The sequence below is a fragment of the Streptomyces sp. BJ20 genome, assembly GCF_022869105.1.
GTDB classification, from domain to species: Bacteria; Actinomycetota; Actinomycetes; order Streptomycetales; family Streptomycetaceae; genus Streptomyces; species Streptomyces griseoincarnatus.
The window spans coordinates 6,228,616-6,248,999 of the sequence record NZ_CP094918.1; the positions used below are offsets into that span (position 1 = coordinate 6,228,616).

Genomic DNA, 20,384 nt, shown 5'->3' on the forward strand with positions numbered 1-20,384 from the left:
ACCCGAACCGAACCCCTGAACTCCCCCGCAGCGAGAGGTGATCGATGGCCGACACGGATCCCGCCGGGCCGGTGATGGACCGGGACGAGGTGGACCGTGCGCTGGCGCGGCTCGGCCAGGAGCACGAGGCGATCGAGACCTCGCTCCTCGCCCTGCAGGACCACGCGGGCCGACGACTGCTGGAGGGCGCCCGGCTGACGGGCGTCACCGCCGAGCGGTGGACGTCCACGGAGGCGGCGATCACGCTGCTGTGGACGTACTTCGACGCGTACACGGACGTGTTGCGCACGGCGCGGGAGATCCGTGCCCGGCGCCGCTGGTCCAGCCGTGAGGACCTGGCGGAGCTGACGGAGCTGCTGCGCGGCGAGCCGGTGACGGTGGCGGGGAGCGCCGCCGCGACGGCCAACGCGGCGACGCCGCACGGCGGTCGGGCCGGTCCGGGCGTCCTCAGCGAGCGCTGGTCCCTGTCCGCCCTCGTCGACCGCATGAACGAGCTGTACGCGGCCTCGCTGGACATGGTGGTCGCCGCGGACGCGGTCTGGTCCGCCCTGCCCGCCCGGATCGATCTCCTCTCGGCGGAACTGCAGCGCACGAGCAGGCTGGCGCACTCGGTCGGGGTGCGCCCGGGCGAGCATCCGGCGGGCGACGACCTGGAGCGGATCACCCGCACGCTGAAGAAGCTGCGCGAGCAGGTCGTGTCGGACCCGCTGGCGTTCTGGAAGCCGGCCGAGGGCAGCTCCGCCCCGGGCGGCGGAAAACCCGACACCACCGTCTACGACCGTGAGGCCCGCGCCCTGGAGGACGTGCGCCGCGAGATCGACGCGGTGCTGGCGGTCCGTCAGGACGCCGAGAAGCGCATCGTCCGCCTCCGCGACGTCCTCTCGCGCGCCGACCGCACGCTCGCCGAGGCACGGACCGCGCGCGGCGAGGTGCTGGCGAAGATCGCGGCGACGGAGGTGCCGGTGGTCAGCGGCCCGCCGACGGCGCTCCAGGAGCAGCTGTCGACGGCCGCCGAGTACCGTCGGCACGCCCAGTGGCACCGGTTGTCCCCGCTGCTGGAGTCGCTGGAGCAGAAGGCGGAGGACGAACTGCTGCGCGCCCGCGAGTCGCTGACCGCCGTCACGGCGCCGCTCGCGGTGCGCGCGGAGCTGCGCGGACGGCTGGACGCGTACAAGGCGAAGGTGTCCCGCCACGGTCTGGCCGAGGACCCGCTGCTGGTGGAGCGGTACGAGAAGGCGCGCCGCATGCTGTGGAGCGCGCCGTGCGATCTGCGCGCGGCCGAGCAGGCGGTGCTGCGCTACCAGCAGGCGGTGGTGGAGCTGCTGGGCGCCGCGCCCGGTGGGCCGGGGCAGGGGGCGGGACCGGACGAGCGGAGGGGGCCGGGCACATGAGCGAGCCGGGAGCACAGGGACCCGTGGCGCCCGCGCCCGCGCGGGAACGGTCCGCCTGTCAGCGCCCCGAGTGCGACGGCACGTACGACGACGTCGGCGGGGGCGAGCTGTACTGCGACACGTGCGGTCTGGCGCCCGTGGTGTCGCCGACGGGCCTGGTGGCCTCACCCCCGACGGGCGTCACGGCGGGCGGGCGCGACTCGCAGGGCGCGCGCTCGGGGAGCGGGGGCGCGGGCAGCGGGGGCAGTGGCCGCAGCTCCCGTACATCCTCCCAGTCGTCGAGGTCCCGCCGCTCCGTCTCCGGGCGGCTGTCCCGTTCGCTGTCCGGCCGGACGGCGGCGGGCCGCTCGGTGTCGGTGCGCAGTTCCGGTGCGGGCGGTACCGGTTCGGGGCGGGGCCGGCTGGGTGCGGGGCTGGTACAGGTGCCGCCGATCCCACGGCCCGATCCGCGGCGGATGGTGCTGGACGACCCGGAGGTGCCGGAGCGGAAGCGGTTCTGCTCGCGGTCGGACTGCGGGGCGCCGGTCGGCCGCGCCCGCAACGGCCGGCCGGGCCGTACGGAGGGCTTCTGCACCAAGTGCGGCCACCCGTACTCGTTCGTGCCGAAGCTGCGCCCCGGCGACGTGGTGCACGGCCAGTACGAGGTCGTCGGCTGTCTGGCGCACGGCGGGCTCGGCTGGATCTACCTGGCCGTGGACCGCGCGGTGGCCGACCGCTGGGTGGTGCTGAAGGGCCTGCTGGACACGGGCGACCAGGACGCGATGGCGGCGGCCATCTCCGAGCGCCGCTTCCTCGCGGAGATCGAGCACGCCAACATCGTGCGGATCTACAACTTCGTCGAGCACCTCGACCAGCGCACCGGCTCCCTCGACGGCTACATCGTCATGGAGTACGTCGGCGGCAGGTCGCTGAAGGAGATCGCCAACGCCCGCCGCACCCCGGAGGGCAGACGTGACCCGCTGCCGGTGGAGCAGGCGTGCGCGTACGGCATCGAGGCGCTGGAGGCGCTCGGGCACCTGCACAGCCGCAACCTGCTGTACTGCGACTTCAAGGTCGACAACGCGATCCAGACCGAGGACCAGCTGAAGCTGATCGACATGGGCGCGGTGCGGCGGACGGACGACGACGAGTCGGCCATCTACGGCACGGTCGGCTACCAGGCGCCGGAGGTCGCCGAGGTGGGCCCGTCGGTGGCGTCCGACCTGTACACGGTCGCCCGCACACTGGCCGTTCTCACCTTCGACTTCCAGGGCTACACCAACGTCTACGCGGACTCCCTGCCGGACCCGGACACCATCGAGGTGTTCTGGCGGTACGAGTCCTTCTACCGGCTGCTCGTACGGGCCACGGACCCGGACCCGGCGCGCCGGTTCGCCTCCGCGCAGGAGATGGCGGAGCAGCTGACGGGCGTGCTGCGGGAGGTCGTCTCGCTGCAGTCGGGGCAGGCGCGCCCGGCGCTCTCGACGCTGTTCGGTCCGGAACTGCGGGTCACCGACACGGAGTTGTTCCCGCCGCCGGACGGGGACGTGTCCCGGCTGGGCGTCCGCCGCGCCCGGCCCCGCAAGGGCGTACCCGTGCCGGCGCCCGCGCTGCCCCCGTCCCCCGCCTCCCTGGTGCGGCCCGTCGACTGCCCCACGGCCGCTCTCGCGCTGCCCGTGCCGCACGTCCAGCCCACCGACCCCGACGCCGGTTTCCTCGCCGGTCTGCTGGCGTCCGCGCCCGGCGAGCTGATCCACGCGCTGGCCGCGGCGCCCGACCCGTCGACCGAGACGCGGCTGCGCGCGGTGCGGGCCCGGCTGGAGACGGGCGGGTGGGCGACCGCCCTGGAGGCGCTGGACGCGCTGGAGGCGGAGGATCCCGACGACTGGCGGGTGGTCTGGGCCCGGGGCGTGGCCGCGCTCGTCACCGGCGACCACGAGGGCGCGGCGCTCGCCTTCGACGCGATCTACGACGCCTTCCCGGGCGAGGTCGCACCGAAGCTGGCGCTGGGGCTGTGCGCGGAGGTGCTGGGGCAGCTGGACAACGCGGCCGAGTACTACCGCCTGGTGTGGTCCACCGACCCGAGCCACGTCAGCGCCGCGTTCGGGCTGGCCCGGGTGCAGCTGGCGGCCGGCGACCGGCACGGCGCCGTGCGGACGCTGGAGTCGGTGCCGGAGTCCTCCATCCACTACACCGCCGCCCGGGTCGCGGCGGTCCGGGCTCGGCTACGGGGGCGCACGGCCACCGCGGCCGACGCGCCGTTCCTGGACGACCTGACCGCCGCCGCGGGGCAGGTCGAGGCCCTGGAGTCGTACGGTCTGGATCCGGCGCGCCGCGAGCTGTTGGCGGCGGAGGTCCTCGGTCGCGGACTGGACTGGGTACTCTCCGGGGGCCAGGGTTCCGCTCCTCCCGCCGCCGGGGGGCGGACGCTGCTCGGCAGCGGCCTGGACGAGCGTGGGCTGCGCTTCGGCCTGGAGCGCTCGTACCGCACGCTGGCCCGGCTGGCGCGCAGCGGCGAGGAGAGGATCGACCTGGTGGAACGTGCCAATCGTTACCGCCCCCGGACGTGGGTGTAGTTGATGTCGCAGATGCCCCAGCAGGCCGCGCTGTCGAAGTGCCCGAGCTGCGAGGAACCCCTCGAGTCGGGTGATCGTTTCTGCGGCGCATGCGGATACGACTTGTCGGCCGTCCCGGCCCGGCCGTCGGACGACCCGACGATCGCGCTCAACGGCGCGGTGCCGTCCCAGTCGCCCTGGTCCGCCCCCACCACGGGCCAGGTCCCCCCACGCCCGACCGCCCCGCCACCTCCCGGCCCGCACGCGGCGGCCCCGGGGACCTCGGCACCCGGCGCACCGACACCCGCCCCTTCCGCCCACCCGGCAGCCCCCGGACCGCACACCGCGGGAGCCGGACCGCACACCGCGTCCGGCGGCGACGTGCCGGGGGCCGGCCCGTCCGGAGATGCGGCCGCGCATCGCCCGGCACCCGGCCCGCACGCCGGGCCCCCGGCGTCCGCTGGCCGGCCAACGGACGTGAGCCCGAAGGGAGATGGAGCCGCCCGCCCGGCCGCCCCAGGCCCGCAGGCCGCAGTTCCGGGCATCCCCGGGACCGGCGCCCCCGCGTACCCGGCGGCAGCCGACCCGCACCCTGCGGCGCCCGACGCGCAGTCCGTGTCCGCGAGCGACACCGCGCCGACCGGCGCCGACGCGGCCGCGCCCGTTCAGGGAGCCCCCGTTCAAGACCGGCCCGCCGCGTCCGGCGCCGGGGTGAGGCTCGACCGGCGGGCGTCGGACGAGGGTGGCGGCGGCGGGGACGACTACACCCTTCAGGCGCCCGACCCCCGCGTCGCGCCCGAGCCGCACGCCGCCGTGTGTGTGGCGTGCCGGGCGGGCCGGGTCGACGACGACGGATACTGCGAGAACTGCGGCCACGCCCAGCCGCGCGAACGGGACCACATGGAACAGGAACGCGGCCCCGTCGCCGCGGTCAGCGACCGCGGCCTGCGGCACCACCGCAACGAGGACGCCTTCGCCGTCGGCACGACCACGCTGCCCGACGGCTCCCCCGTGTCCGTGGCGGTCGTCTGCGACGGCGTCTCCTCGGCGACCCGCCCCGACGAGGCGTCACTCGCCGCCTCCCGCGCGGCGAACGCGTCCCTGCTCGACGCCCTGCCACGCGGCACCCACCCGCAGCAGGCGATGCACGAGGCGATCCTCGCCGCCTCCGAGGCGGTCAACGCCCTGGCGGACGAGCAGGGCGTGGAGGCCCGCGAGCACGCCCCGCAGCAGAACGCGCCCGCGTGCACGATCGTCGCAGCCGTGGTGACCGCGGGTCTGCTGGTCGTGGGCTGGGTCGGGGACAGCCGGACGTACTGGATCCCGGTGGACCGATCCGCCCCGGCGGCGCGGCTGACCGAGGACGACTCGTGGGCCGCGCAGATGGTCGCCGCGGGGCTGATGGGCGAGGCCGAGGCGTACGCCGACCACCGCGCGCACGCGATCACGGGCTGGCTGGGCGCGGACGCGTACGAACTGGAGCCGCACACCGCGGCGTTCAAGCCGGACCGCCCCGGTGTGGTCGTGGTCTGCACGGACGGCCTGTGGAACTACGCCGAGTCCGCGGACGAGATGGCCGAGGCGGTTCCCGCCGACGCCGCCGAGCGCCCCCTGCACGCCGCCCGCGTGCTGGTCGGTCACGCCCTCGACGGCGGCGGCCACGACAACGTAACAGTGGCGCTGGTGCCGTTCCCGGCCGTCCCGCAAGGGGCAGGATCGGCCTGAGGCCGCGCACCTCGCACCGCGCGCCGTACGCGGCACACGCACGCACGCGTGTGCCGCACCCGCGTGCCGCGTACGGCCGGCCTCGCACGGGGAAGCTTCGACGGACCGGAGGGGACCGGCCCGTGAGGACGTCGTCGCCCCGCGCCGTCGGGGCACCGGAGGGGGAGCGGATCAGGCATGGCCATTTTCTCGAAATCGAACGTGCCGCGGTTCTCGGTGGACGTGTACCAGAACGAGTACCTGCCGGAGGGCGGCCGCTTGGTCAACGCGGTGGTGACGGTCACGGCGACCGGCGGCGGCACCATCGGCAGCGCGGTGGCGGCGCCGCACCTGTACTCGCCCGGCGAGGGCCCGTCGGCGGCGGTGGTGCTGATGGTCGACTGCTCGGGCTCGATGGACCACCCGCCGACGAAGATGCGCAACGCGCGGGACGCCACGGCCGCCGCGATCGACACCCTGCGCGACGGCGTGCACTTCGCGGTGGTCGCCGGCACCCACCTCGCGCGGGAGGTATACCCGGGCGACGGCCGGCTCGCGGTGGCCGGGCCGGACACCCGCGAGCAGGCCAAGCAGGCGCTGCGGAAGCTCGGCGCGGGCGGCGGCACGGCGATCGGGACGTGGCTGCGCCGCGCCGACCGGCTGCTGGCGTCGGCGGACGTGGCGATCCGGCACGGCATCCTGCTCACCGACGGCCGCAACGAGCACGAGTCTCCTGAGGATCTGAAGGCGGCGCTGGACGCCTGCGCCGGCCGGTTCACGTGTGACGCCCGCGGTGTGGGCACCGACTGGGAGGTGAAAGAAGTCACAGCCATCGCCTCGGGCCTGCTCGGCACCGCCGACATCGTCGCCGACCCGGGCGGACTCGCCGCCGACTTCACGCGGATGATGGAGACGGCGATGGGCAAGGAGGTCGCGGACGTCTCGCTGCGTCTGTGGACCCCGGCCGGCGCCACCGTCACGTTCGTCAAGCAGGTCGCGCCGACGGTGGAGGAGCTGACCGACCGGCGTACCGAGGCGGGCCCCCGCGCGGGCGACTACCCGCTCGGTTCCTGGGGCGACGAGTCCCGTGACTACCACCTCTGCGTGGAGGTGCCGCCCGCCGCCGTGGGCCGGGAGATGCTCGCGGCGCGCGTCTCGCTGGTCATCCCGCACCCTGGGGGCGCCTCCCGCTCGACGGCGGCCGGGGGTGGGGGAGGCAGCGTGCAGAACCTGGGCGCGCAGGGGCTGGTGCGGGCCGTGTGGACGGACGACCTGGCCGCGTCGACGTCGATCAACCCCCAGGTCGCCCATTACACGGGTCAAGCCGAACTGGCCGAAGTCATCCAGGAGGGGCTGGATCTGCGCAAAGTGGGAGATATGGACGGAGCAACGGCCAAGCTGGGCCGCGCCGTTCAGCTCGCGAGCGCCTACGGCAACGCCGATACTGCGAAACTGCTTGCGAAGGTGGTGGACGTCGTCGACGCCGCGACCGGTACTGTGCGACTGAAGACGAAGGTCGAGGAGGCCGACGAGATGACACTCGAGACACGGTCGACCAAGACTGTTCGTGTAAAGAAATGATCTGCAAGTAATCGAGCCTGGCCCCTCGGGGTTGGAGAAATCCGGTCGGAGACGACCGGAAAAGGAGAGGGGGAAGCGCCGACATGCCGACCTGCCCGAACGGACACCAGTCGGGTTCCGACGACTGGTGCGAGGTGTGCGGTCACCGCATGGCGGGTGCCGTGCCTCCACCTCCTCCCCCGCCCCCTGCGCCCGGTGGCGGCGGCTACGGCTTCCCGCCGCCCGGCGGCCCCGGCGGCGCTCCCGGCGGCCCGGGCGGTTACGGCGGCCCCGGCGCGCAGCCGGAGCTGTGCCCGCAGTGCCGCACACCGCGTGAGGGCGGTGCGCCGTTCTGCGAGGAGTGCCGGTGGAACTTCCTCACCAACACGGCGACCTCCTACACCCCCGCCGCCCCGCGCCCGCCGGCCCCCGGCCCGGGCGGTCCCGGCGGCGGCCCCGGTGGTCATGGCGGCCCAGGCGGCCCCTTCGGGCAGCAGCCGCCCCCTCCGTCGTACGGCGGCGGTGACGGATTCGACTACCAGAGCTCGCGCCCCTCGCAGGTGAACCGGCCCGCCGAGCCGATCCCGCCGGGCCCGCCCGGCTTCGGCGGCGAGCCCTCGCGCCCGGTCCCGCCCGCGCCCGGCCCCGGCCGCGGCAACCCCGGCGGTCCCGGTGGCCCTGGCGGTCCCGGCGGCCCTGGTGGCTTCGGTGGCCCTGATGGCCCCGGTGGCTTCGGTGGCTCTGATGGCCCCGGTGGCCCGAACGGCCCCGGCGCCCCGCAGGCGTTCCACCCCGGTCCCCCGGCCCCTCCCGGCTTCCCGCAGGAGACCGGCCGTCCGCCGCAGGGCGGCGGCCCGTCGTACGGCGGCGGTGAGGACGACTGGGTGATCTCCCCGCCGACCGGCGGTCCCGGTGGCGGGCACGGCGGCCCGGGCGGCCCCGGTGGTCCCGGTGGTCCGAACGGCCCCGGCGGGCACGGCGGTTACGGCTACCCGCAGCAGGGCGGCACCCAGGCGCCTCCCGGCCCCGGCGGCTTCCCGCAGCAGCCGCGGCAGCAGCAGGGCCCGGTCACCTGGACGGCGACCATCGGTCCGGACCGTGAGTACTTCATGGCGATGATGCAGCGCTCCGGCCCCGAGGCCGCGGGTCTGAACCTGCCCGCGTACTCGCCCGAGCAGCAGCGCACGCTCACCGGCAACCAGATCACCATCGGCCGCCGCCGGCACTCCACCGGCGACACCCCCGACATCGATCTGTCCACCCCGCCGGAGGACCCGGGCGTCTCGCACCAGCACGCGGTGCTGGTGCAGCAGCCGGACGGCAGCTGGGCGGTCGTCGACCAGAACTCGACGAACGGCACGACGGTCAACGGCTCCGAGGAGCCCATCCAGCCGTTCGTCCCGGTCCCGCTTCAGGACGGCGACCGGGTCCACGTCGGCGCCTGGACGACGATCACCATCCGCCGGGGCTGAGCACCGGGCGGCCGGACGCACCTCCCCGCGAGGCCGTCCGGCCGGGGCCGGCCGCCCCCGGCTCGGGGGGCGGTCCTAGGCCTTGAGTCCTATGCCGTGGTGTCTGAGACCATGGACGGCGTGACAAAGATTCGGCGCGGCACGCTTCAGGAGCAGACCTTCTACGAGCAGGTCGGCGGGGAGGAGACCTTCCGCCGCCTCGTCCACCGTTTCTACCAGGGGGTGGCCGAGGACCCGCTGCTGCGGCCCATGTACCCGGAGGAGGACCTGGGCCCGGCAGAGGAGCGCCTCGCGCTGTTCCTCATGCAGTACTGGGGCGGTCCGACCACCTACAGCCAGAACCGGGGCCATCCGCGGCTGCGCATGCGGCACGTCCCCTTCAAGGTCGACCGGGCCGCGCACGACGCGTGGCTGAAGCACATGCGTGACGCCGTGGACGAACTGGGCCTGTCCGAGGAGCACGAGCAGACCCTGTGGAAGTACCTGACCTACGCGGCAGCCTCCATGGTCAACTCCCCGGACTGAGAAGCCCCCGACCAGCCGTGGTCACACGGCTGTCACATACCGAACGCGCGACTCCGCATTCCGATCACGATCAGGTCAAAAGCGGTCTCGCACGGATGTTCTCCGCTCTCCCCCTCTGACACCATCCCCGACAGGTCCGGACAACGCGGGGGGTCGCGGTGGATGCCGCTGGGGGATCGGCGAGATTCGTGCTCGCGCGCGCTCGGGCGCACCCTCCGCTGCTCGCCGCAGCGCTGCTCACCGTCCTGCTGACCACGGCCGTCCTGGCCACCCTGGCCGCCTACTCCACGACGATCGGCGACGCGTCCCTGCGGCACGCGTTGGCGAACCCCCGCGACGCCGCCGGGACGACGCTGCTCGTCAAGGCCGAGTCGCTGCCCGAGGGCGGCAGGACCGCCGCCGACGCCGCCGTGCGCCGCGCGGCCGAACGGGCCTACGACGGCCTGCCGGTGACGCTGCGCACCCTGGCCCGGTCCGGTCCGTACGGCCTGCCGCCCTCCCTGCGCCCGGCCGACCGGCGCGCCGGGAGCGAGGAGCCCGACCTCACGCACTTCGCGGCGCTCGACCGGACCCAGGTGCGCCTCACCGAGGGCCGGATGCCCTCCGCGCGCCCCGCAGGCCCGGAGATCGAGGTCGCCCTCCCCGTCGTCGCCGCCCGTGAGCTGGACCTGCGGCCGGGCGCCCGGATTACCCTGGACAACCGGTTGAAGGGCCCCGCGGCGCGGGTGCTCGTCACCGGCCTCTACCGCCCCGCCGACACCTCCGCGCCCTACTGGCAGCTCGACGAGCTCGCCGGCCGCGGCATCGTCACCGTCCACTTCACCACCTACGGCCCGCTGCTCACCGACCCCGCCGTGCTGGCCGGGGGCCGGGTGAGCGCGGGGCCCGTGGGCTGGCTGGCGTCGGCCGACTTCTCCGGGACGACCACCGGCCGGATCGACGCGCTGCGCACCGCCATGAAGGAGGGCGTGGCCGCCCTGCCCCACGCGCCGGCCCTGCACGGCTCGGCGACCGCCGCCGGGGACCTTCCCGCCACCCTCGACCGCGTCGAGCGGGCCCTGTTCGTCTCCCGCTCCACCCTGCTGGTCGTCGTCCTCCAGCTCGCCCTGCTCGCCGCGTGCGCCCTGCTGCTGGTGGCCCGTCTGCTGACCGCCGAACGCGCGGCGGAGACCCGGCTGCTGCGGGCCCGCGGCGCCTCCCGCGCCCGGGTGGCACGCCTCGCCGCCCTGGAGGCGCTGCTGCCGGCCGTGCCCGCGGCGCTGTGCGCGCCGCTGCTGGCGGGCCCGCTCACAAGGCTGCTCGCCGGACGGGGCGCGCTGGCCCGCATCGGGCTCCACCTGGACGCCTCCGTCACGTCGGTCGCCTCGCAGGGCACGGTGTGGCTGGTGTCGGCGGGGGTGGCACTGGTCTGCGCGCTTGCCGTCACGCTTCCCGCGCTCGCCACCCCGTACGCCCCAGGACGCGCCAAGCCGCTGCCCGGCCTGGTGCGGGCGGGCGGGGACCTGGGGCTGCTGGCGGTGGCCGGGGTGGCGTACTGGCAGCTGAGCCGCCGCTCGGCCGGGGCCGTCGGCGAGGACCTCGGCGTCGACCCGCTGCTGGTGGCCGCTCCGGCGCTGGCACTGCTCGCCGGCACGGTGCTGACGCTGCGGCTGCTGCCCCTGCCGGCCCGGCTCGCCGAACGGCGGGCGGCCCGCAGCCGGGGGCTGTCGGGGGCGCTCGCGGGGTGGCAGCTCGGCCGCCGCCCGATGCGCGGTGCGGGCCCGGTGCTGCTACTGGTGCTCGCCGTGGCTCTAGGCATGCTGGCGGTCGGCCAGGGCTCCTCGTGGGAGCGCTCGCAGGACGACCAGGCGGACTTCCGGGCCGGCACGCAGGTGCGCGTGCTGTCCAACGGCACCGAGGGCCCGGGACGCGGCGCCGCCTACGCGGCCGTCCCCGGCGTCCGCTCGGCCTCCCCCGCCCTCCGTACGACCGTGTCGCTGTCCGGCGGACGGCAGGCGACGGTGCTGGCGCTGGACACCGAGGGCACCGCGGGCACCCTGCTGATGCGCCCCGACCTGGCGGACGTGCCGGTGCGCACGGTGCTGTCCGGGCTCGCGCCGAAGGGCGCCACGGCGGGCGTGCGCGTACCGGCGGGCACCGCGCGGCTGGCGCTGACCGCGTCCCTGCGCGGCGCGGACGCCGCCGCCACCGCCGACGTGACCGCCACCGTGGAGGACGCGCACGGCACCCCGTACCCGCTCACGTTGGGCGAGCTGCCCCCGGACGGACGGCCGCACGACCTGGTGGCCGACCTGGAGGCCGTCGCCGGGGGCCCGGCAGGACCGCTGACCCTGACCGGCGTCCACCTGGACCTGCCGCAGCCGGTGGGGCCGCCCGAGCGGAGCCGGCTCGCCCTCACCGCGCTGACCGCCACGGACACCGCGGGCCGGGACCGCGCCCTGCCGCTGTCGGCCCGCTGGCGGCCGTCGCTGGACGGCGACGGCCCCGACTCCGCCGACGACGACACCGCACGGCCGCGGATGGCCGCCGGCGTCCCCGCCACCGTCGACTTCACCGCGACCCCCCTCCCGCCCGACATGGTCTGGCTGCCCACGGCGGCCCTCACGCTCGACCTGCGCGTCCAGCAGCCGCCGGTGCCCGTGGTCGAGGGCGTGGCGACCGACCGGTACCTGGAGTCCACCGGCGCCCGGGTCGGGCAGCGGCTGGGCGTGCGGCTCGGCGGCGGCACCGTCCCGGTGCGGATCGCCCGCGCGGTACGGGCGCTGCCCACCACCCCGTCGGACGGGGCGGACGACGACGGCGGCGCCCTGATGCTCGACCTGGCCTCCGTCAACCGGGCGCTCCAGGCCGCCGAGGGCGAGGCCGTGCTGCCCGACGAGTGGTGGCTCGCCACCGGGCCGGGCGCGTCCTCACAGGTCGCGGCGGCGCTGCGGCAGTGGCCCGACATCGACCCGTCCCGGGTGGTGGTGCGTGACGAGATCGCGGAGCAGCTGCGCGACGACCCGTTCGGCGCCGGCCCCGGCAACGCCTTCGCCGCGGCGGCGTTCGCCGCGGCGGCCCTGACGGCGGTCGGGTTCGCGGTGAGCACGGCCGGCTCACTGCGGGAGCGGTCCGCCGAGTTCGGGGTGTACCGCGCCCTCGGCGCCTCCCGGCGCCGGCTGGCCCGGGTGGTGCTCGTCGAGCACGCGGTGCTGGTGGGGACGGCGCTCGCGGTGGGCGTGCTGCTCGGCGCGGTGCTGGCCCGTGCGGTGGTTCCGCTGGTCATGCTGACCGCCGAGGCCACCCGCCCGCTGCCCGGGGTGCTGGTGGTGCTGCCGCCGCCGCGGGTCGCGGCGTTGCTGGCCGCCGTGGCGGCCGTCCCGCTCGTGATCACGGCCGTCCTGGCCCTGCGCAGGGTCGACGCGGTGTCCTCGCTGCGCGACCGGGGAGGTGAGTGAGGTGACGAGACGGTCCTCAGGACGGCCGGGGACAGCCGCCTCCCGGGTGACCGTGCCCTGGGTGCGCACCCGGTTGCGGACCGCGCCCGGCGCCGCGGCGGCGCTCGCGCTGCTGGTCGCGGTGACCGCGTTCCTCGCCTCCGCTCTGCCGCCAACGCTGGACCGGTACGACGAGGACGGCATGCGCCGCGCGCTGGAGGCCGCGGGGCCCGTGCGCACCAGCGTCCAGATCCAGGTCTCGGACGCCGACATGTACCTGAGCGACGGGCCGTGGGAGGACCTGCTGTCCCGGGAGCAGGTGGAGGGCCCGTTCGCGAAGCTGCTCGCGCTGCCGGGGCGTGCGCTGCCGCTGGACGAGGAGCAGTCGTCGGCCGGGGTGCGCACCACCCGGGCCATGAAGGCCCCGGACCCGTACCTGTCCCAGCCGGACGGCGTCGCCCCGGTGTTCCACCTCGTCGCCCAGGGCGGTGTGGCCGAGCACTCCCGGCTCACGAAGGGACGGCTGCCGAAGGCCCCGAAGGACCCCGGGCCCGGCGCCGACTCCCTGGAGGCCGCCGTCACCACCGAGACGGCCGAGAAGCTGAACATCCGGGTGGGGTCGGTCGTCCACTTCCCGCGGGCGGAGGGCGACCCGCTCGCCGTGCACGTGACCGGCCTGGTCGCGCCCCGCGAGCCGGACGGCGCGTACTGGGCCACGCTGCCCGGCCTGGGCGAGCCGGACCTCCTGGTCACCCAGGGCCCGGTGCCCAGCCAGTACTGGGCCGGCGCCCTGCTGGTGGCACCGGACGCGGGCCCGGTGCTGCCGGCCACGCCGGGAGCGCCCGCGCGGTACTGGACGCTGGCCCCCGACCTCTCGGCCGTCCAAGGCCGTGACCTGGATGATCTGACGTCGGCCGTCGCCTCCCTGGAGGGCGGGCCGCTGCTGGAGCGGATCACCGCCACCGTCTCGCCGCACCTGGACGTGTCCACCGACCTGGACGACGTGCTCGGCGGCTACGCGGGGCTGTGGTCGGCCATCGGTCCCCTCGTCGCGGTCGCCGCCTTCGGCACCGGCACGGTCGCGGTCGTGGTCCTGTGCATGGCGGGCGGACTCGCCGCCGAGCGGCGCCGCGCCGAACTCGCCCTGCTGCGCGCCAGAGGCGCCTCGCTCCGCGGTCTGGCGGGCCGGCTGCTGGCGGAGACGGCGGTGGTGGCCGTGCCCGCCGCCGCCTTCGGCCTGCTGGCCGCCCGGCTCGCCGTCGGCACCGGCCGGCCGGCGCAGTCCGCGGTCGCGGCGGGCGCCGTCGCCCTGGCCGCCGCCCTCGCGCTGCCGCTGCGCGCCATGGCCGTCCACCGTGCGGTGACGGTGCACACCGGCCGCGAGGACGTGGTCCGGGCCCGTCCGTCCAAGCGGCGCCTGGTCGCCGAGGTGACACTGCTGGCCGTGGCGGTGGGCGCGGTCCTGACGCTGCGGACGCGCGGCACGTCCGCCGACGGCGACCCCACGGGCGACGAACTGGTGTCGCTGGCCCCCGTGCTGGTGGCGGTGATCGCCGCCCTGGTGCTGGTGCGCCTGTACCCGCTGCCGCTGCGCGGTCTGGCCCGCCCGGCGCGGCGGATGCGGGGCGTCGTCGGCCCGCTGTCGCTGGCCCGCGCGGGACGCGTCGGCGGTTCCACCGTGCTGCCGCTGCTCGCGCTGCTGACCGCGCTGACCACCGCCGCGTTCGGCGGCTCCGTCCTCACCGGGGTGACCGACGCCCGGGAGCGCGCCTCGGTGTTCGCCGTCGGCGCCGACGCCCGCGTCGACAACCTCGCCGAGGGAGCGGCGGACGTCGAGGAACGGGTACGGCGCGCCCCCGGCGTCGAGGACGTCACCCCCGTGAAGGTCTCCTACTTCGCGCTCGCCGGGAACCAGCGGGTGTCGCTGGCCGGGGTCGAACCGGACGCGTACGCGGCGCTGAGCGACCGCCTCGACGACGGCGCCTTCGACGCGGACACCCTGAAGGCGGACGGCGAGGACACGGTGCCCGCCCTGGGATCCCCCGCGCTGGCGGAGCGGTTCGGTGCCGACCCGTTCCCGGTGATCCTGGACGACGGCGACTCGTTCACCGCGCAGGTCGTGGCGGTCCGCACCTGGACGCCGGCGCTCGGCGCGGACGACTTCCTCGTCGTGGACGGCTCCGCCCTGCGCGCCGGCCTCGAACCGCGCACCGGCCTGCTGATCACCGGGGACCACCTGGACGCGGCGGCGCTGCGGAAGGCCGCCGGCGACGACGCGCAGGTCCGGCTCCGGTCGGACGTGGTCGCCGCCACCGTCGAGTCGCCCCTGCAGACCGGCGCCGAGCGCGTCTACGCGACCGCGGCGGCGGCGGGCGCCGCCTACGCCGCGCTCGCCCTGCTGCTGACCCTGCTCCGCGCCGCGCCGGAACGCGCCGCGCTGCTGGCCCGGCTGCGCACCATGGGCCTCACCCGCGCCCAGGGCAGGCGGCTGCTGGTCCTGGAGTCGCTGCCGCAGGCGGTGCTCGCCGCGGTGGGCGGCGCCCTCACCGCGTGGGCGGCGATCCGGCTGCTGGCGCCCGGCATCGACCTGACGACCGTCGCCGTCGCCTCGGGCGCGCCCGCCGCGGGACGTGCCCTGCTGCGCGCCGACCAACTGTCCCTGCTGGTGCCGGCGCTGGCGGTGGTCGCCCTGACCGTCGGCGTGGCGGCCGCCCAGGCCTGGTGGTCGGGGCGCAGGGGCGCGGTGGGCGAACTCAGGGCGGGGGACGCGCGATGACCCCGCCCGACTCCGTGTTTCTCCCCGCAGGAGGCTCCCGATGACCTCGGACCCGACCCTCTCCGATCTCACCGAGCGCGTCGCGGCCCGCCGCGACCGGCCCGCGTACGGCCATGACGCGCTGATCACCTGCGACCGCCTGGTCCGCGTGTTCACCGCGGACGGCGTGGAGGTGCAGGCGCTCCAGGGGCTCGACCTGCTGGTGCGGGAGGGCGAGCTGATGGCGCTGGTGGGGGCGTCCGGCAGCGGCAAATCGACCCTGATGAACATCCTGGCCGGCCTGGACACCCCCACGGCCGGCGCGGCCCGGGTGGCGGGCCGCGACCTGCTGACGATGTCCGCCCGGGACCGGCTCGCCTACCGCCGTGAGGTCGTCGGCTTCGTATGGCAGCAGACCTCCCGCAATCTCCTGCCGTACCTGACGTCGGCGCAGAACGTGACACTGCCGATGCAGCTCTCCGGCCGCCCCGGCGGGCGCTCCCGGTCCGCGCGCCGGGCCCGGGCCGAACGCGCCCTGGAGCTGCTGGAGATGCTGGAGGTGGCGGACTGCCGTGACCGGCGCCCGCACGAGATGTCCGGCGGCCAGCAGCAGCGGGTCGCCATCGCCGTGGCCCTGGCGGGCGACCCGGCGGTGCTGCTCGCGGACGAACCGACCGGCGAGCTGGACTCGCACACCGGCGAGCAGATCTTCGCAGCGTTCCGCACGGCCAACGAGCGGCTCGGCACGACCGTCGTGATCGTCACCCACGACCAGGCGGTGGCGAACGAGGTCAGCCGCACGGTCGCCATCCGCGACGGCCGCACCTCGACGGAGGTGCTGCGCCGCAGCGAGGTGGACGCCGCCACCGGCGACGAGAAGGTGGTCGCCCGCGAGTACGCGATGCTGGACCGCGCGGGCCGCCTCCAGCTCCCGGCCGAGTACACCAGCGCGCTCGGCATGCGCGACCGCGTGGCCCTGGAACTGGAGCCGGACCACATCGCGGTCCGTCCGGACGACAGCGGCCGCGAGGAGCGGTGAGGCGGGCGCCGGCCGCCAGCGAACGCTGACCCCGAGGGCACCCACACCCGCCCGCCGCATACGGAACTGGACCGCACCACATCGCCGTCCAACCCGGACGACGACCGACCCCGAGGAACGCTGAGACAAACGCTTCGGGCGTCAGCGGACGCTGAGCCCGAGGGCGCCCACGCCCGCCCGCCGCACCGCGACGGACCCGTAGGGCGTCCGCAGCCGCAGCCACGACCCGGACGAGAACAGGGCCTGGTCGTCGCCCCGCAGGAAGCGGAGCGACTGGGCGGCGTGCACGGCGCGCACCGGCAGGCCGGTGTCCGCGACCGTGCGGGACCATATCTCCCGCCCTATGCGGTCGAGTTCGGCGCGCGTGCGCCGCTCCGGGGCCAACTGCTCGGTGCGGGAGCGGAATTCCGCGACCGAGGCGGCGACGAGCCGACGCAGCCGCTCGGGCTCGGGAAGGCCGGGCTCGGGCTTCCAGCCGCCGCGCGGCGGGAGCACTCCGGCCCACGGCGGCCCGGTGACCGCCGCCGGCACGGCCGCGGTGGCGGCGGACTCGTCCACCGACTCCAGCAGCTCACCGGCGGACACGGTCACGTCCAGGGTGACGTCGAGTCCGTTCTCGTACGGCTTGGCCAGCCGCACGGCACGGATCGCCAGCACCTCGAACGAGGGAGGGCGGCCGAAGACCGCGAGCGCCGTGCCGGCCGCCTGGAGGCGGACGGCGGCGCCGCGGTCGTAGTGCAGCAGCCGGGACAGGAAGGCCGCGAGGTCCGCGGCCTCCCCCTCGTCGGCGAGGTGGAGGGCCGTCATGCGGCGACGGCCTCCTCCTTGTCACCGGCGACGGCGTCGTCCGTGTACTCCTGGAGGAACTCGCGCTCCTCCGCGGTGAGCCGCCGGGGACGCTGCGCCTCGAAGTCGAACGGAACGATCACCGTCGACGCGCGGACGTAGACCAGATCGTCGTCCTTCACCTCGTAGGTGAGGGTGAAGGACGCCGCCCTGATCTCCGTGACCCACAGCTCGATGTCGACCGGGTGGTGCCGGTGCACGAGCTGCCGCTTGTAGTCGATCTCGTGGCGCGCCACCACGGACCCCTGCTTGAAGTCCTTCTCCGGGCGGAACAGGAAGTCGATACGGGCCTCCTCCAGATAACGGAGGAACACCACGTTGTTGACGTGGCCGTACGCGTCCATGTCCGCCCAGCGCAGCGGGCAGCGGTAGATGTGCCGCAAGAGATCAGCCCCGGGTCAGCTTCTTGTAGGTCGCGCGGTGCGGACGGGCGGCGTCCGGGCCGAGCCGCTCGATCTTGTTCTTCTCGTACGACTCGAAGTTGCCCTCGAACCAGAACCACTTGGAGTCGCCCTCGTAGGCCAGGATGTGCGTGGCCACGCGGTCGAGGAACCACCGGTCGTGGGAGACGACCACGGCGCAGCCGGGGAACTCCAGCAGCGCGTTCTCCAGGGAGGAGAGGGTCTCGACGTCGAGGTCGTTGGTCGGCTCGTCGAGGAGCAGCAGGTTGCCGCCCTGCTTGAGGGTGAGCGCGAGGTTGAGGCGGTTGCGCTCACCGCCGGACAGGACGCCCGCGGGCTTCTGCTGGTCGGGGCCCTTGAACCCGAACGCGGACACGTAGGCCCGGCTCGGCATCTCGACCTGGCCGACGTTGATGTAGTCGAGCTCGTCGGAGACGACCGCCCACAGCGTCTTCTTCGGGTCGATGTTCTCGCGGCTCTGGTCGACGTAGGAGATCTTGACGGTGTCGCCGACCTTGATGGACCCGGAGTCGGGCTGCTCGATCCCCTGGATCATCTTGAACAGCGTGGTCTTGCCTGCGCCGTTCGGGCCGATGATGCCGACGATGCCGTTGCGCGGGAGGGTGAAGCTGAGGTCGTCGATGAGGAGCTTGTCGCCGAAGCCCTTGGTAAGGTTGTTGACCTCGACCACGACGTTGCCCAGACGCGGGCCCGGCGGGATCTGGATCTCCTCGAAGTCCAGCTTCCGCATCTTGTCGGCCTCGGCGGCCATCTCCTCGTAGCGGGCCAGACGCGCCTTGGACTTGGCCTGGCGCCCCTTGGCGTTGGAGCGCACCCACTCGAGCTCGTCCTTGAGGCGCTTCTGCCGCTTGGCGTCCTTCTGGCCCTCGACCTTGAGGCGGGTGGCCTTGGTCTCGAGGTACTTGGAGTAGTTGCCCTCGTAGCCGTGCAGGCGGCCGCGGTCGACCTCGCAGATCCACCCGGCGACGTTGTCCAGGAAGTACCGGTCGTGGGTGACGGCCACGACGGTGCCCTCGTACTTGGCGAGGTGCTGCTCCAGCCAGTTCACCGACTCGGCGTCGAGGTGGTTGGTGGGCTCGTCGAGCAGCAGCAGGTCGGGCTGCTCCAGCAGCAGCTTGCACAGCGCGACGCGGCGCTTCTCACCGCCGGAGAGGTTGGTGACGGGCCAGTCGCCGGGCGGGCAGCCCAGGGCGTCCATGGCCTGCTCGAGCTGGGCGTCGAGGTCCCAGGCGTTCGCGTGGTCCAGCTCCTCCTGCAGCTTGCCCATCTCTTCGAGCAGCGCGTCGGAGTAGTCGGTGGCCATCTGCTCGGCGATCTCGTTGAACCGGTCGAGCTTGCCCTTGACCTCGGCGACGCCGTCCTGCACGTTCTCCAGGACCGTCTTCGACTCGTCCAGCGGCGGCTCCTGGAGCAGGATGCCCACGGTGTACCCGGGCGTGAGGAAGGCGTCACCGTTGGACGGCTGCTCGAGGCCCGCCATGATCTTCAGAACGGTCGACTTACCGGCGCCGTTCGGGCCGACGACACCGATCTTCGCCCCCGGCAGGAAGCTCAGGGTGACGTCGTCGAGGATCACCTTGTCGCCGTGCGCTTTGCGCGCCTTGCGCATGGTGTAAATGAACTCAGCCAAGAGAAACCGTCCGGCAACTTGAAATCTGGCAGTGGGCAGATACACCCCATCTTGCCCGACCGCCACCCCTGGGGGGAAACCCGTATCGCGGCAGGGGCCTGACCTGCGCGTACGTGGTGCGGCGCGCGGCGGGGTCATCACGGTCGGTCACGGCGCCCGATCGCTCCCGTACTGTGCGGGCGCATGACCGACACCGACATCGAGATCACCGCGGACCTGGTCCGTGACCTGCTGCGGGAGCAGCATCCGGACCTGGCGGACCTCGGCATCCGCGAGGTGGCGGGCGGCTGGGGCAACCAGATGTGGCGCCTCGGGGACGAGCTGGCGGTGCGCATGCAGCGCATGGACCCCACCCCGGAGCTCCAGCTCAACGAGAGGCGGTGGCTGCCCGTGCTGGCACCGCGTCTGCCGCTTCCGGTGCCGACCCCGGTGCGCTCCGGGGAACCGTCCGCCCGCTTCCCCAAGCACTGGACCGTGATGACGTGGGTGCCCGGCGATCCGCTGGACTGCTCCTCGATCAGCCGCGGCGACCACGCGGCCGAGGCCCTGGCGGATTTCCTCAGGGCGCTGCACGCGGAGGCGCCCGCCGACGCGCCGGTCAGCGGTGACCGCGGCGGCCACCCCAAGGAGTGCACGGCCGGCTTCGACCGGTTCTTCCACGCCGTCGTTCCCGACGACCTCGCCGACGACGTCCGCGCCGTCTGGGACGACGCCGTCGCGGCGCCCGAGTGGGAGGGGCCGCCGCTCTGGGTGCACGGCGACCTCCATCCGGCCAACGTGGTCGTCTCGGACGGGACGCTCTCGGGCGTGATCGACTTCGGCGACATCTCCGCCGGCGATCCGGCGTGGGACCTCGCGGCCGCCTGGGTCGTCCTTCCCGCCGGCGCAGCCTCCCGCTTCTTCGACGCGTACCGGCGAGCGGACGCGGGGACGATCCGGCGCGCCCGTGGGCTGGCCGCGATGAAGAGCCTGTTCCTCATGCTGATGGGCCGTAACGGGGACCTGGGCCTCCCCGGCGGCAAGCCTGCGTGGGGACCGGCGGGTCGGGCGGCGCTCGATCGCGTGCTGAGAGGCTGAGGCGGGGGCAGTC

14 protein-coding genes are annotated in these 20,384 nt (G+C 74.9%); 10 read left to right on the top strand and 4 right to left on the bottom strand.

Annotated elements, in window-relative coordinates:
- The first annotated feature begins 44 nt into the window (after positions 1-44).
- Both MTR79_RS28085 and MTR79_RS28090 read left to right on the top strand, forming a co-directional pair.
- The gene (locus MTR79_RS28085; protein ID WP_175449483.1) at positions 45-1,391 is read left to right on the top strand and encodes a hypothetical protein; all 1,347 of its coding nucleotides are present in this window, start codon (positions 45-47) and stop codon (positions 1,389-1,391) included.
- Positions 1,388-3,946 carry a serine/threonine-protein kinase gene (locus tag MTR79_RS28090; protein ID WP_244792216.1) on the top strand — a complete coding sequence of 853 codons (2,559 nt, stop codon included), beginning with the start codon at positions 1,388-1,390 and terminating at the stop codon, positions 3,944-3,946. Before MTR79_RS28085 ends, MTR79_RS28090 begins: the two co-directional genes overlap by 4 nt.
- Here MTR79_RS28090 and MTR79_RS28095 read toward each other — a convergent pair.
- Positions 3,922-4,140, bottom strand: coding sequence for a hypothetical protein (locus MTR79_RS28095; RefSeq protein WP_244792217.1), 219 nt, complete (start codon positions 4,138-4,140; stop codon positions 3,922-3,924). The genes MTR79_RS28090 and MTR79_RS28095 overlap by 25 nt on opposite strands.
- Before the next feature lie 166 nt (positions 4,141-4,306).
- Between MTR79_RS28095 and MTR79_RS28100 the strand changes: the two genes are divergently transcribed.
- The 7 genes from MTR79_RS28100 to MTR79_RS28130 all read left to right on the top strand — a co-directional run bounded on the left by MTR79_RS28100 (position 4,307) and on the right by MTR79_RS28130 (position 16,396).
- The gene (locus tag MTR79_RS28100) at positions 4,307-5,650 is read left to right on the top strand and encodes a PP2C family serine/threonine-protein phosphatase (protein ID WP_244792218.1); all 1,344 of its coding nucleotides are present in this window, start codon (positions 4,307-4,309) and stop codon (positions 5,648-5,650) included.
- 177 nt (positions 5,651-5,827) lie between these two features.
- On the top strand, positions 5,828-7,210 hold the full coding sequence (locus MTR79_RS28105; protein ID WP_244792219.1) for a VWA domain-containing protein: 1,383 nt from the start codon (positions 5,828-5,830) through the stop codon (positions 7,208-7,210).
- A gap of 83 nt (positions 7,211-7,293) precedes the next feature.
- Positions 7,294-8,661, top strand: a complete 1,368-nt coding sequence (locus tag MTR79_RS28110) for an FHA domain-containing protein (RefSeq protein WP_244792220.1) — start codon at positions 7,294-7,296, stop codon at positions 8,659-8,661.
- Between the two features lie 111 nt (positions 8,662-8,772).
- Positions 8,773-9,186 carry a globin gene (locus MTR79_RS28115; protein ID WP_244792221.1) on the top strand — a complete coding sequence of 138 codons (414 nt, stop codon included), beginning with the start codon at positions 8,773-8,775 and terminating at the stop codon, positions 9,184-9,186.
- A gap of 188 nt (positions 9,187-9,374) precedes the next feature.
- Positions 9,375-12,623, top strand: a complete 3,249-nt coding sequence (locus tag MTR79_RS28120) for an ABC transporter permease (protein ID WP_244792222.1) — start codon at positions 9,375-9,377, stop codon at positions 12,621-12,623.
- A gap of 1 nt (position 12,624) precedes the next feature.
- The gene (locus MTR79_RS28125) at positions 12,625-15,378 is read left to right on the top strand and encodes an ABC transporter permease (protein ID WP_244792223.1); all 2,754 of its coding nucleotides are present in this window, start codon (positions 12,625-12,627) and stop codon (positions 15,376-15,378) included.
- Between the two features lie 40 nt (positions 15,379-15,418).
- Positions 15,419-16,396 carry an ABC transporter ATP-binding protein gene (locus MTR79_RS28130; RefSeq protein WP_086703109.1) on the top strand — a complete coding sequence of 326 codons (978 nt, stop codon included), beginning with the start codon at positions 15,419-15,421 and terminating at the stop codon, positions 16,394-16,396.
- Between the two features lie 141 nt (positions 16,397-16,537).
- Here the strand turns inward: MTR79_RS28130 and MTR79_RS28135 are convergent, their stop codons facing one another.
- Genes MTR79_RS28135 through ettA form a run of 3 tightly spaced genes read right to left on the bottom strand, consistent with a single transcriptional unit; the run spans position 16,538 to position 19,294 of the window.
- A complete protein-coding gene (locus MTR79_RS28135; protein WP_086703108.1) occupies positions 16,538-17,203 on the bottom strand; it encodes a hypothetical protein in 666 nt (221 codons plus the stop codon).
- Positions 17,200-17,625 carry a thioesterase family protein gene (locus MTR79_RS28140; protein WP_033274622.1) on the bottom strand — a complete coding sequence of 142 codons (426 nt, stop codon included), beginning with the start codon at positions 17,623-17,625 and terminating at the stop codon, positions 17,200-17,202. Before MTR79_RS28140 ends, MTR79_RS28135 begins: the two co-directional genes overlap by 4 nt.
- Before the next feature lie 4 nt (positions 17,626-17,629).
- Positions 17,630-19,294 carry an energy-dependent translational throttle protein EttA gene (gene ettA / locus MTR79_RS28145; protein WP_048457845.1) on the bottom strand — a complete coding sequence of 555 codons (1,665 nt, stop codon included), beginning with the start codon at positions 19,292-19,294 and terminating at the stop codon, positions 17,630-17,632.
- Between the two features lie 183 nt (positions 19,295-19,477).
- Between ettA and MTR79_RS28150 the strand changes: the two genes are divergently transcribed.
- Complete coding sequence (locus MTR79_RS28150; protein ID WP_244792224.1) at positions 19,478-20,371, top strand: aminoglycoside phosphotransferase family protein; 894 nt, start codon at positions 19,478-19,480, stop codon at positions 20,369-20,371.
- The last annotated feature ends 13 nt before the right edge of the window (positions 20,372-20,384 follow it).

Coding starts and splice junctions, on each gene's coding strand:
- MTR79_RS28090 (WP_244792216.1), top strand. CDS start 1,388: ATGAGCGAGCCGGGAGCACAGGGACCCGTGGCGCCCGCGCCCGCGCGG.
- MTR79_RS28085 (WP_175449483.1), top strand. CDS start 45: ATGGCCGACACGGATCCCGCCGGGCCGGTGATGGACCGGGACGAGGTG.
- MTR79_RS28130 (WP_086703109.1), top strand. CDS start 15,419: ATGACCTCGGACCCGACCCTCTCCGATCTCACCGAGCGCGTCGCGGCC.
- MTR79_RS28135 (WP_086703108.1), bottom strand. CDS start 17,203: ATGACGGCCCTCCACCTCGCCGACGAGGGGGAGGCCGCGGACCTCGCG.
- MTR79_RS28150 (WP_244792224.1), top strand. CDS start 19,478: ATGACCGACACCGACATCGAGATCACCGCGGACCTGGTCCGTGACCTG.
- MTR79_RS28115 (WP_244792221.1), top strand. CDS start 8,773: ATGGACGGCGTGACAAAGATTCGGCGCGGCACGCTTCAGGAGCAGACC.
- MTR79_RS28110 (WP_244792220.1), top strand. CDS start 7,294: ATGCCGACCTGCCCGAACGGACACCAGTCGGGTTCCGACGACTGGTGC.
- MTR79_RS28105 (WP_244792219.1), top strand. CDS start 5,828: ATGGCCATTTTCTCGAAATCGAACGTGCCGCGGTTCTCGGTGGACGTG.